This is a genomic window from Nesterenkonia halobia, assembly GCF_039536005.1.
Taxonomy (GTDB): Bacteria; Actinomycetota; Actinomycetes; order Actinomycetales; family Micrococcaceae; genus Nesterenkonia; species Nesterenkonia halobia.
This window is the reverse complement of the sequence record NZ_BAAAYG010000005.1, coordinates 97,946-109,597: the sequence shown is the minus strand read 5'-3', so window position 1 is coordinate 109,597 and position 11,652 is coordinate 97,946. Positions and strand designations below refer to the sequence as shown.

Below are 11,652 nucleotides of genomic sequence, written 5' to 3'. Positions count from 1 at the left end.
CCGGAGGTGTGGGAACACGCGCGCTTTCCCACACCTCCCACGGAGTCATCCCCGCCGGGCCGGTCTCTCCCGGCCGGTCCGGTCGAACCGAGGCTCAGTAGTACACCGCCAGCGGGCCGTGCGGGCCCTCGACGACCTGCACCTCGGTGTGGAAGACGCGGGTGAGCACCTCGTCGGTCATGATCTCGCGCGGGGCGCCGTGCTCGACGACCTGACCGTCCTGCATCGCCAGGATCCGGTCGGCGTAGTGGGCGGCGAAGTTCACGTCGTGCAGCACCACGACCACAGTGCGGCCGAGCTCGTCGGCGGCGCGGCGCAGCTGGCGCATCATCTGCACCGCATGCTGCATGTCCAGGTTGTTCAGCGGCTCGTCGAGCAGCACGTACTCGGTGTCCTGGGCCAGCACCATCGCCACATAGGCCCGCTGCCGCTGGCCGCCGGAGAGCTGGTCCAGATACCGGTCCTGCAGGTCGGCCAGGTCCAGGAAGTCGATCGCGGCGTCGATGTGCCGCTCGTCCTCCGCGGTGAGCCGGCCCCGCGAATGCGGGAAGCGGCCGAAGCCCACCAGCTGGCGGACGGTCAGCCGGGTGACGAAATGGTTCTCCTGGCGCAGGATCGACAGCACCGTCGCCAGCGTCCGCGAGCGCGTCGTCGCGATGTCGTGGCCGCCGACCTCGATGGTGCCCTCGTCGGCGCCGAGCAGCCGGCCGATCATCGTCAGCACAGTGGACTTGCCGGCCCCGTTGGGGCCGACCAGCGCGGTGATGCCGCCGCGGGCGATCTCCGCCGAGACCGGCCCGATGGACACCTCCGCGGAGTAGGTCTTGGTGACTGCGTCGAGGGTGATCACAGGCGCCCCTTTCTCATCAGCACGATCAGGAACACGCCGCCGCCGATCAGCTCGACGATGATCGTGACCGCGCCCTGGGCGTAGAAGACATGGCGCAGCAGGAAGTAGGCGACGGTCAGGATGGTGTAGGCCACCAGCCCCGCCGCCGGCAGCAGCAGCCGGTGCGAGGGCGTGTCGAACAGCTGGTAGGTCAGCGTCGCGGCCAGGAACCCGAGGAAGGTCATCGGCCCGACCAGCGAGGTCGACATGGCCATCAGGACCGAGACCATCAGCAGGATGAGCATGACCTCGCGCCGGTGGTTCAGCCCCAGGCTGGTCGCCGCGTCGGCGCCGAGGGCGACGACGTCGAGCCGGCGGCCGCGCAGCCACAGCACGGCGGCGACCACCAGCACCGCCGGCAGCGCATAGGGCAGGTACGCCGACTCCGCGTTGGCGATGCTGCCGAACATCCGGGCGGTGAGCACGTCGAACTCCGAGGGCGTGAGCAGCCGCTGCATGAACGTCGACAGCGACCCCAGCCCTCCGCCGATGACCACCCCGACCAGCAGCATCAGGTGCAAATTGGAGAACCGTCCGGAGAGCAGCCAGCCGTAGAGCGCGGAGGCGAAGGCCACCATCAGCACCGCCTGCAGCATGAACTGCGGCAGGCCGACGACCATCGTGGCACCGGCGATGCCGAAGAGGAACACCGCCCCGGTCTGCACGGCGGTGTAGAGCGACTCGAAGCCCATGATCGACGGGGTGAGGATGCGGTTGTGCGTCGCCGTCTGGAAGGCCACCGTCGCCGCGCCCTGGGCGACAGCGACCACTGCGACGGACACCAGCGTCTCGACGCGCATCTGCGCGATGAGCCAGAACCCCTCGGAGCCGACCTCCATCGGGTTGTCCCAGGTCAGCACCCCCACGGAGGCGGCGACGGCGAGCACGGCCAGCCCGACCAGCAGTACCAGCCGACGCCGACGGCCGCGGCGGCCGTCCGGTCGCGTCGCGCGCGCCCGCGAGCGCGGGGCGCCCTCGACGGGCCGCGGCGCGGAGGCGGCGGACGCGGTCGCGGCGGGCGAGGCCGCGCCGTCGGGGGCAGCGGAGTCGAGGGCCGCGCCGTCGTTCGTCGCGTCGGCGGCGTCGTCTTCCGTCTCCGGGCCGGGGCGCCGCGTCGCGGGAACCGTCGCAGGCGAGGCCGGCGAGGACTGCGGGCTCATGTGCTGATCGCTCCTCTCCGCCGCTGCACCAGCAGCAGCGCCACGAACACGACCGAGCCGACCAGGCCGAGCACCAGGCCGACGGGGATCTCGAAGGGCGCACGGATCGTGCGCCCCAGCAGGTCGCAGGCGGTGACCACGCTGATGCCGGCCAGGCAGACCCAGGGCAGATTCGAGCGCAGGTCGTCGCCGCGGATCATCGAGACCAGGTTCGGCACCACCAGCCCCAGGAAGGGCAGCGTGCCGACCACGGTGGCGGTCACTCCGGTGGCGACGGCGACCATCGCCGTGCCGAGCAGCACCACTGCGCCGTGGTTCAGCCCGACGGAGGTCGCGGTCTCCTTGCCGAGCCCGGCGACGGTGAACTGATCGGCGACGAAGAAGATGAGCACCGCGACGATCAGCACGATCCACAGCACCTCGTACTGGCCGCGGATCACCGAGGTGAAGGACCCGGCGAACCAGATCCCCAGCGTCTGGAGCATGTCGGTCATCAGCGCCAGGTAGGTGGAGATGGACCCGACGACGGCGCCGAGCATGATGCCGATGATCGGCACCACCAGCGAGGAGCGCAGCGAGACCCGGCGCAGGAAGAGGAAGAAGACCATCGTGCCGAGGAAGGCCATCGTCGTCGCGCCGAGCATCTTCACCGTCAGGCTGGCCTGCGGGGCGACGATCATCACCAGCAGCAGGCCGAGTCCGGCCCACTCGGTGGTGCCGGTGGTGGTGGGCTCGACGAAGCGGTTCTGCGTCAGCAGCTGCATGATCAGCCCGCACATCGCCATCGAGGCCCCGGCGAGGATCAGGCCGATCGTCCGCGGGATGCGGGTGATGCCGACCATCCAGAAGCCGTCGGCGCTGAAGGCGTCGTACTGGCCGACGGCGACGGAGCAGCCCAGCAGCACCAGTGTGACGGCGACGCCGAGCAGGAACCATCGGCCGCCGAGCCGCCGCCCGGTCGGCCGGGGCCCGGTCGGGCGACGATCGATCGGGCGACGCGCGGCGGCCCGCCCGTCGTCGTCGGCGTCGCGGACGGCCGCGACGTCGGGCGACGACGGACGGGCCGTCTCGGCGGAGGGCCGACTCACTGGTCGGACTCCTCCGACTCGTCGGAGGTCTCGCCCGAGGTCTCGCCGGCGGACTCCAGCGCGTCGGCGAAGTCCGCGAAGAACTCGGTGTAGGCCTGGATGTCCTCAGTGGTGTAGAAGTTCGCCGGCAGGTGGACGATCTGGTCCTCCTCCACCGCGGGGACGTCCTGCAGCGCCTCGGACTCCTCGATGAGCTCGGCGGCCGGGGTGTAGTCGTCCTCGCCGGCGGCGATCTGCGCGTCGCGATCGAGCACCAGCAGCCACTCCGGCTCGGCGGCGGCGATGGCCTCCACCGAGATGTCGTCGCCGTGGGACTCGTCCTCGCCGGTCTGCTCCAGCGCCGGCTCCAGTCCCAGGATGTCGAAGACCGGGCCGATGGCGCGGCCGGTGGTCGGAGCGACGTAGGAGATGTCGCCGCCGGAGGTCAGCAGCCCCATCGTCGAGGACTCGCCGTCGTAGGCCTCTCTCGCCCGGTCGATCTGTGCCTCGAAGTCCTCGACGAGCCCGGCGGCGGCCTCCTCCTCGCCGAAGACGGTGCCCAGCGCCTCGACCTGACGGATCAGCTCCTGGTCGAAGGGCTCGCCGTCGCGCGGGTCGAACTCCAGCAGCGTCGCCTCCGGGGCCAGCTCGGCGATGTCCTCGCGGTGCTGGGCGAAGCGCTGGCCGTTGATGATCAGATCCGGCTCGGCGGCGACGACCTGCTCCAGGTCGGGCTCGCGGTGCAGCCCCATGTCGAGGATCGACTCGTCGTCCTTGTACGAGACCTCGTCGGCCATCAGCTGGCGCGGGGCCGCCGAGAGCTCGACGCCGAGCTCCTCCAGGATCCGGAAGGAGCGGTTGTCGGTGGCAATGACCGAGTCGTAGTCCTGGTCGACCTCGTGGGTGCCGTGGTTGTCGGTGACCTCGACGGCGGCCGCCTCGGAGGACCCCGAGGAGTCGGACGAGCCGGCCCCGGGGTCATCGGCCGAAGCCTGTCCGGAGCAGGCGGTCAGCGCCAGCAGGGCGACGGCGGCGGGGGCGGCGCTGCGGGATGCGCGAGTGACGAGCACAGTTCCTCCTGAAGGACGAGTGATGATCGGATGCGTCGGGCGGGGACCTGCCGGAGGAGGTCCGGCGCCGTCGACGTCGCCCCTGGGTGCACCGACGCCTTCGACGAACTTAGCCTCACCTAACGCCTTAAGAGCATACGCATATGCACCCCTGGACGTCTCGCATATGACGCGACGTTCCGCCCTGCCCCGGGGACCCGCCCCGCGCTAGGGTGGAGCGCGATGACCGAGACCTCCCCGCTGGCGCCGGTGCTCACTCCTGACGGGTGGGAGCTGCTGAACTCCCTGCCGGTCTATGACGACGCCGCCTCCATGACGCTGAACCAGCGGCTGCGCGACGCCGGCCACGACGCCGAGCTGGTCGCCGCCGCCCTGACCCAGTCCCGGCTGCGCCGCGACGCGCGGGCCAAGTTCGGCGACTTCGCCGAACGGATGCTCTTCACCCACGACGGCCTGCAGCAATCCACGCGCCTGCCGGTCGCCGCCCGCCACGCCCGCCGCTTCCGCGACGCCGGAGTCACCTCGGTGGCGGATCTGGGCTGCGGTCTCGGCGCCGACGCCATGGCCGCCGCGGCCCTGGGACTGGACGTCGTGGCCGTCGAGTCCGACGAGACCACCGCGGCGGCGGCGACGATGAACCTCGCCGCCTTCCCCGAGGCCCGAGTGGAGCACACCGTCGCCGAGGACTTCGTCGCCGCCCGCCGGCTCCTCGATCCCGGCCGGGCGGGCTCCCTCGGCTGGGGACTGTGGCTGGACCCGGCACGCCGCGACGTCGACGCCGGCCGCTCCGCCGGCGGACGCACCCGGCGCCTCTGGGATCCCGAGACCTTCTCTCCGCCGCTGAGCCTGGTCACCGAGCTGGCTGCGACCGGCGCGCCGCTGGGCGTGAAGCTGGGCCCGGGGCTGCCCCACGAGCTCATCCCGGCCGACTGCGAGGCCGAGTGGGTCAGCCTCGACGGCCAGGTGGTCGAGGTGGTGCTGTGGTTCAACGCCCTGGCCCGTCCCGGGGTCCGGCGTGCGGCGACGGTGCTGCGCACCGCAGGTCACCAGAGCACGGACGACGCGGGCCTCGCCGTGGAGGAGCTGACCAGCGGCGAGGACTTCACCGCGGCGCCGGAGGGCGAGGCCGTCGGCGTCGCCGGGCTGACCGGGCTGCTCTGCGAGCCCGACGGCGCGGTGATCCGCGCCGGCCTGGTCGCCGACCTCGCCGAGCGGCTGGGCGGGCGGATGCTGGACGAGCACATCGCCTATTTCTGCCTCGACGCCGAGGAGACGGAGGCCGCCGCCTCCACCGCCACAGTGCGGGCCTACCGGGTGGTCGAGGTGCTGGACTTCTCGGTCAAGCGGCTCAAGCGCTGGGTCGCCGAGCACGGCGTCGGGCGGCTGGAGATCAAGAAGCGCGGCGTCGACGTCGTGCCCGAGCAGCTGCGCACCCAGCTGCTCGGCGGGAGGAAGAAGCGCGACGGCGCGGCGGCCACCCTGGTGATCACCCGGCTCGGCGAGGACCGCGTGGCCGCCGTCGTCGAGCCCCTCCCCCGCCGCTGACGACGCCGCCCCTGGAGATGACTCCGTGGGACGTGTGGGAAAGCGGCGACTTTCCCACACGTCCCACGGAGTCATCGCTGAAGGGATCGACGGCCGCCTGCTCCTGCATTGCAGACCTCCCCGGCCGGCTCTAGACTCGCCTCGCTCGACGAGAGATCGCACTGATGAGGGAACACCATGCGACGCACCGCCACCCTGACCATGTCCACGGCCGCGGCCCTGCTGCTGATGCTCACCGCCTGCGGCGGATCCGCCGAGGAGGAGCAGAGCACCGACGTCGGAGACGCGCCCCAGGAGCAGGAGACCCGGGACCGGCCGAGCGACCGGGGATCGGACGAGGAGCCGTCCGGCGAGGCGTCCGGCGACGCCGCGGACGATGAGCACGACGTCGCCGTCGCCTCGGTCGATGCCTCGCAGGTGCTCGCCGAGCAGGACTACGAGCCCACCCGCGTCGACGGCACCGTCAGCTTCGGGATGCACTCGCTGACCGTCGACGACGACACGATGACGCTGCGCGTGGTGATCACCCCGGAGCTGGAGGGCGACGACGACTCCATCACCCTCAGCGACATCTTCGGGGTCCACCGCTTCGCCCCCACGCTGGTCGACCGGGAGAACCTCAAAGAGTACTCCATCATCACCGAGGGCGCCGCCACGTGGTGGCATGCCGAGGGCCTCGAGACCGGAAACGGCGAGCCGATGGTGTGGTGGGGCGTCTACGCCGCTCCCCAGGATGAGATCGACAGCGTGGACGTCCGCCTCCGTTCCGACATGCCGGAGTTCACCGACGTGCCGATCGAGGAGTCCGCATGATCGGCGCGACGGGCCTCCGCCTCGGTGCGACGGCGCTCGCGGGAGTGGTCGCCGGCGCTGTCGGGACCGTCGCGGGCCAGACTTCGCCGGATGATCTCCCCGCCCCGAGCTCCTCGGCGATCGACGACTCGGTCCACGCATGGACACAGAGCGGGATCGACGCGTCAGTCCACCGGTGGACGACGGGAAGCCTCGAGGACTCCGTCCAGCCGCTGGAACAGACCCGCGAGGAGGAGGGGTCGACGGTCATCGACCTGGCGACCGACATCCTCTTCGAGGTCAACGCCTGGGAGTTGCCGAGCTCCGCGGAGGAGAGCATCGCCGAGCTGATCGCCGACGTCCCCGACGGCGCCGCCGTGACGATCACCGGCCACACCGACTCCACGCCCACCGGCGAGGCCTTCGACAACGCGGAGCTCTCGGAGCATCGGGCCCGGGCCGTCGCCGACGCGGTCTCCGCCGCCCGCCCCGATCTGGAGCTCGAGGTCTCCGGCGCCGGATCCTCGGACCCCGCCGTCTCCGAGGATCCGGAGGATCCCAGCACGCTGGCGGCCAACCGCCGCGTGGAGATCCGCTACTCCGGCGGCTGACCCGCCGTGGCGAGGGTCGAGAGGCCGCCGTCGTCGGGCCCTGCCCCGCCGCTGACACCGCCGCTGACACCGCCGCCCGCCCTGAGGATGACTCCGTGGCACGGGTGGGAATGAGCGAGCATTCCCACACTTTCCACGGACTCATCGCGGGGGCGGCGGGGGCGACGACGGCGGCGGAGCCGGGGCGGGTGGGCTCAGCAGCCGCCGTCGCCGACGCCCAGCTCGCCGACCGACGCCGGCAGACGCCCGGGGGCCTCGGCGCCGGAGAGCACCTCGACCAGTGCGGCGAAGGACTCCTGCGTCCGTCCGTAGAGTGCGATCCGCGTCGCGGCGTCGGCGCCCTCCAGCGACGACGGCCGGTCCAGCGCGACGGCGACGTCGCCGCCGGGCGCGCCCTGGCCGCCGCCGATCAGCCGGACGGTGATCCCCCGTCCGGTGGGGATCCCGGCCTCCTCCGCGGCGGCGGACAGCCGCGCGCGATCCTGGGCGTCCCCGCCGAGGATCCGGATCCCCTCGCTCGCCAGGTCTTGACCGCAGGTGCCGGAGACCAGCGTCACCGACTCCCCGGCCAGCTCGCCCGCGACCTCTGCGGAACCGTCGGAGCCGGCGGAGCCGTCAGAATCGGCGGAGCCGTCGGAGCCGTCGGAGCCGCCCTCGTCCTCCTCGGCGAGCACCTCCGGGGCCTCCACGCCCGGCCCGGCGGCGAGCTCGCCGTCGGCCAGCTCCTCCCGCCAGAGCTGCAGCGCGACCACCCGCTCGGCGGCCTGCCGCAGCCGATCCTCCGACACCTCGCCCGAGTCCACGGCCTCGACGATCGCCGCATGGGCGGTGGTCACGTCCGAGGGCATCAGCAGCAGGTCCGCTCCGGCCTGCAGCGCCAGCACCGGGGCGCGCGCCGGCCCGTAGCCGTCGACGATCGCCCCCATGTTCAGCGCATCGGTGACGATCACCCCGTCGTGGCCCATGTCCCGGACCTCTCCATACGCCGCCGCGGACAGCGACGTCGGCACGTCCTCCTCCAGGGCCGGCACCTCGAGGTGGCCCATCATCACCATCGGCACCCCGGCCTCGATCCCCGCGGCGAAGGGCTTCCAGTCCCGCTCGCGCAGCTGCTCCCGCGAGCCGTCCTGCCGCGGCAGCGCCACATGCGAGTCCTCCTCCACCGAGCCGTGCCCGGGGAAGTGCTTCAGCGAACCGGCCAGCCCGCCCGCGGCCAGGCCGCGGGTCGCCGCCAGCGACAGCTCCCCGACCAGCTGCGGATCCGTGCTGAACGACCGCGCCCCGATCGTCGGATCCGCCGGCCCGACGGTGACGTCGGCGGTCGGGGCGAAGTCCATGGTGAAGCCCAGCTCGGCCAGATCCGCGGCCATCGCCCGGTGTCCGGCGACGGCGAGTCCGGAGCCGTCGGGCCCGTCGCCTTCGGACGTCTCACCCTCGGACCCGTCACCCTCGGACCCGTCGCCGGCGGCCGCGGCCCCGTAGGCCATCGGCGTCGGCCACTCGGTCAGCGGCTCCCCGACCCGGGTGACCAGCCCGCCCTCCTGGTCGACGGCGACGATGCCGGGGATCTCGTCGTCGGTCGCGGCCTGCAGCCGCTCCAGCTCTCCGCTCAGCGTCTCGACGTCGACGCCGCCGTCGGCTCCGGTCGGCACGTTCGGCGGCATCACGATCGCCCCGGCCAGGTGCAGCCGCTCGATCTGCTCGGCCATCGCCGCGGCGTCGACGCCGTCGTACTGGCCGACGAGCACCTGCCCGGCCCGCTCGGCCGCGCTCATCTCGGAGACCAGCTCCTCGGCCTGCTCGCGGTGCTCCTCCGCCGGGCCGGCCAGCGCCTGCTCGCGCTGCTGCTGCGCCTCACGACGGCGCTGCTCACGACGCTGCTCGGCGCTGAGCCCCTGGTCGGTTCCTCCGTCGCCGGCCGTCGTCTCCGACGGGCCCGACGCTCCCGAGCCGTCGTCGCCGCCGGCCGCGCAGCCGGTGAGCAGCAGGGACAGGGCCAGGCCGACGGCGGCCGCGCGCCGGCGCGGGAGGGTGTGCGTCATGCCGACCACTGTAACGAGTCGAGCCTGGTCGCGGCGCCGTCGCCGGGCACTGCGGCGGGGCCGGTATCGTGAGAGCCTGCACATCCGCCGGCGCCGTCGCCGCACCGCTGCCGAATCCGCCGCGCCGTCCGGTCCCCGATCGCTCCGGTCCGCGGCCCGACCCGCCGAGGAGCTGCCCGTGGACCTGCCCTTCGCCCCGTCCGAGCGCTCGACCCTGGGCCTGGAGTGGGAGCTGGCCCTCGTCGACCGCGAGACCGGCGATCTGCGCTCGGTGGCCGACCACATCCTCACCGCCTGCCACGACGAGATGCCGAGCCTCGGGCCGGAGGACGACCACCCGTATGTGAAGCGCGAGCTGCTGACCAACACGGTCGAGGTCATCACCGACGTCTGCGACACCGTCGACGAGGGCATCTCCTCGCTGCGCGAGACGGCCCGGTGCGTGCAGCGGCACTGCGACCCGCTCGGCGTCGAGCTCTACTCGCAGGGCTCGCACCCCTTCGCCCCGCCGCGCGAGCAGCCGGTGACCGACAAGGAGCGCTACGCCGAGCTGATCCGCCGCACCCAGTGGTGGGGCCGGCAGATGGTCATCTACGGCGTCCACGTCCACGTCGGGCTGACCGACCGGCGCCAGGCGATGCCCGCCGTCGACGGGCTGCTGAACTACTATCCGCATTTCCAGGCGCTCTCGGCCTCCTCGCCCTACTGGTCCGGCGAGGACACCGGCTATGCCTCGCAGCGGGCGCTGATGTTCCAGCAGCTGCCCACCGCCGGGCTGCCCTTCCAGTTCGACGACTGGTCGGGCTTCGAAGGCTGCGTCGAGGACATGACCCACACCGGGGTCATCGACGACGTCTCCGAGGTCCGCTGGGACATCCGAGCGGTGCCGCGGCTGGGGACGGTGGAGATGCGCGTCTGCGACGGGCTGGCCACGCTGGAGCACATCGCCGGCATCGCCGCGCTGACCCAGTGCCTGGTCCACTCCATCGTCCGCGACGTCGAACAGGGCCGGAGGATCCCGACGATGCCGCCCTGGCACACCCAGGAGAACAAGTGGCGGGCGGCCCGCTACGGCCTCGACGCGATCATCATCCTCGACGCCGCCGGGACCGAGGAGCTGGTCACCGACCACCTGATGCGCGAACTGAACCGGCTGGAGCCGGTGGCCGCGGAGCTGGGCTGCGTCGACGAGCTCGGGCTGGTCGAGCAGATGATGCGCGACGGCGCCGGATACCAGCGCCAGCGCGAGGTCGCCGCGGCCCACGCCGGCGATCTGCACCCGGTGGTGGTGGACTCGGCGGCGCTGACCCGAGCCTCGATCGAGGGGACGCTGCGCCGCGGCCCCGACGGCACGCTGGGGCGCTGAGCCCGGCCGGCGCCGCTCAGCCGACCAGCAGCACTCCGCCCAGGGCGACGGCGGCGACGAGCAGCGTCGACAGCCCGGCCAGGATCAGCGGTCGCGGCCCCACGGCGACCAGTGCGCGCAGCCGCACCCCGCAGCCCAGGGCGAACATCGCCGCGGCGAGCAGCAGCGTGCGCGCCGCCGCGGCGACGTCGAGGACGACCTCCGGAGTCGGCACGGCGGAGCGCAGCGCGACCATCGCCAGGAAGCCGAGGACGAAGAGCGGCACGATCGGCGGGCGCCGCCCGCCGGCCGAGACGGCCCCGCGGCGGCGCAGGTGCAGGCCCAGCACGGCGACGACCGGCGCGAGCATCAGCACCCGGCCGAGCTTGGCCACCACGGCCGTCTCCGGCGCGTCGCCGCCGAGCACCGCCCCGACGGCGACGACGTGCGCGACCTCGTGGACCGCGGCGCCGGCCCACAGCCCGGCGTCGGCGGCGTCGAGTCCCAGCGACGCGGCCGCCAGCGGCAGCAGCGGGATCATCAGGGTCCCGCACAGCACCACCAGGGCCACAGCGGTGACCACGTCCTGGTCGCGCTCCCTCCGCGGATCCGCGACGCCGGCGGCGGCTCCCACCGCCGCCGCGCCGCAGATCGAGAACCCGCAGGCGACCAGCAGCGTCAGCGACGACGGCAGGCGCAGCGCCCGACCGATCAGCAGCGTCCCGAGCATCCCGCAGACGACGACGGCGACCAGCACCGCCGAGGCCCCCGCCCCCAGCGCGAGGATGTCGCCGAGGACGATCTGCAGGCCCAGCAGCACGATGCCAGCGCGCAGCAGCGTCTGCGAGCAGAACGTCAGCCCCGGACCGGCCGCGGCCGGCGGGCCGACGGTGTTGGCCAGGACCACGCCGGCGACCATGGCCAGGATCAGCGGACTCGCCCCGGGCAGCAGCGGGCCGCACGCGGCCGCGAGCCCCGCGACGGCGCCGCCCAGGAGGATGCCCGGGATCCGGCCGCTCCCCGCGCTCCGGACGCTTCCGGAATCGGCGGTCCGGGGCGACGGCGCGGCTGTGGTCATGCTGAGCACTCTGCCAGCCGGCCGGCGTCTCCGGTAGACGGCCGATCGGCACC

General features: G+C 73.1%; 10 protein-coding genes. 4 read left to right on the top strand and 6 right to left on the bottom strand.

The genetic code is table 11. The annotated features are described in order from the left end of the window. Nucleotides 1-94: 94 nt before the first annotated feature. From ABD652_RS07060 to ABD652_RS07045, 4 genes are read right to left on the bottom strand one after another with little or no spacing between them, the layout of a single operon-like run. Nucleotides 95-850 carry an iron ABC transporter ATP-binding protein gene (locus ABD652_RS07060; RefSeq protein WP_344719669.1) on the bottom strand — a complete coding sequence of 252 codons (756 nt, stop codon included), beginning with the start codon at nucleotides 848-850 and terminating at the stop codon, nucleotides 95-97. Further along, nucleotides 847-2,049 (bottom strand): iron chelate uptake ABC transporter family permease subunit, encoded by a 1,203-nt coding sequence (locus ABD652_RS07055; protein WP_344719667.1) that lies wholly within the window; start codon nucleotides 2,047-2,049, stop codon nucleotides 847-849. The genes ABD652_RS07060 and ABD652_RS07055 overlap by 4 nt, the downstream gene beginning before the upstream one ends. Then, on the bottom strand, nucleotides 2,046-3,137 hold the full coding sequence (locus ABD652_RS07050; protein WP_425574555.1) for an ABC transporter permease: 1,092 nt from the start codon (nucleotides 3,135-3,137) through the stop codon (nucleotides 2,046-2,048). The genes ABD652_RS07055 and ABD652_RS07050 overlap by 4 nt, the downstream gene beginning before the upstream one ends. After that, nucleotides 3,134-4,186 carry a siderophore ABC transporter substrate-binding protein gene (locus ABD652_RS07045; RefSeq protein ID WP_344719665.1) on the bottom strand — a complete coding sequence of 351 codons (1,053 nt, stop codon included), beginning with the start codon at nucleotides 4,184-4,186 and terminating at the stop codon, nucleotides 3,134-3,136. Before ABD652_RS07045 ends, ABD652_RS07050 begins: the two co-directional genes overlap by 4 nt. A gap of 222 nt (nucleotides 4,187-4,408) precedes the next feature. Between ABD652_RS07045 and ABD652_RS07040 the strand changes: the two genes are divergently transcribed. The 3 genes from ABD652_RS07040 to ABD652_RS07030 all read left to right on the top strand — a co-directional run bounded on the left by ABD652_RS07040 (nucleotide 4,409) and on the right by ABD652_RS07030 (nucleotide 7,134). After that, the gene (locus ABD652_RS07040; protein WP_344719663.1) at nucleotides 4,409-5,731 is read left to right on the top strand and encodes a THUMP-like domain-containing protein; all 1,323 of its coding nucleotides are present in this window, start codon (nucleotides 4,409-4,411) and stop codon (nucleotides 5,729-5,731) included. A gap of 177 nt (nucleotides 5,732-5,908) precedes the next feature. Beyond that, on the top strand, nucleotides 5,909-6,544 hold the full coding sequence (locus ABD652_RS07035; RefSeq protein ID WP_344719661.1) for a hypothetical protein: 636 nt from the start codon (nucleotides 5,909-5,911) through the stop codon (nucleotides 6,542-6,544). Beyond that, the gene (locus ABD652_RS07030) at nucleotides 6,541-7,134 is read left to right on the top strand and encodes an OmpA family protein (RefSeq protein WP_344719659.1); all 594 of its coding nucleotides are present in this window, start codon (nucleotides 6,541-6,543) and stop codon (nucleotides 7,132-7,134) included. Before ABD652_RS07035 ends, ABD652_RS07030 begins: the two co-directional genes overlap by 4 nt. A gap of 194 nt (nucleotides 7,135-7,328) precedes the next feature. Here the strand turns inward: ABD652_RS07030 and ABD652_RS07025 are convergent, their stop codons facing one another. Further along, nucleotides 7,329-9,176, bottom strand: coding sequence for a glycoside hydrolase family 3 protein (locus ABD652_RS07025; RefSeq protein ID WP_344719657.1), 1,848 nt, complete (start codon nucleotides 9,174-9,176; stop codon nucleotides 7,329-7,331). 178 nt (nucleotides 9,177-9,354) lie between these two features. On the opposite strand from ABD652_RS07025, the gene ABD652_RS07020 reads away from it, so the two are divergent. Continuing rightward, on the top strand, nucleotides 9,355-10,542 hold the full coding sequence (locus ABD652_RS07020; protein WP_344719655.1) for a glutamate--cysteine ligase: 1,188 nt from the start codon (nucleotides 9,355-9,357) through the stop codon (nucleotides 10,540-10,542). A gap of 16 nt (nucleotides 10,543-10,558) precedes the next feature. On the opposite strand, the gene ABD652_RS07015 is transcribed toward ABD652_RS07020, so the two are convergent. Next, nucleotides 10,559-11,599, bottom strand: coding sequence for a YeiH family protein (locus ABD652_RS07015; protein ID WP_344719653.1), 1,041 nt, complete (start codon nucleotides 11,597-11,599; stop codon nucleotides 10,559-10,561). Nucleotides 11,600-11,652 lie beyond the last annotated feature (53 nt).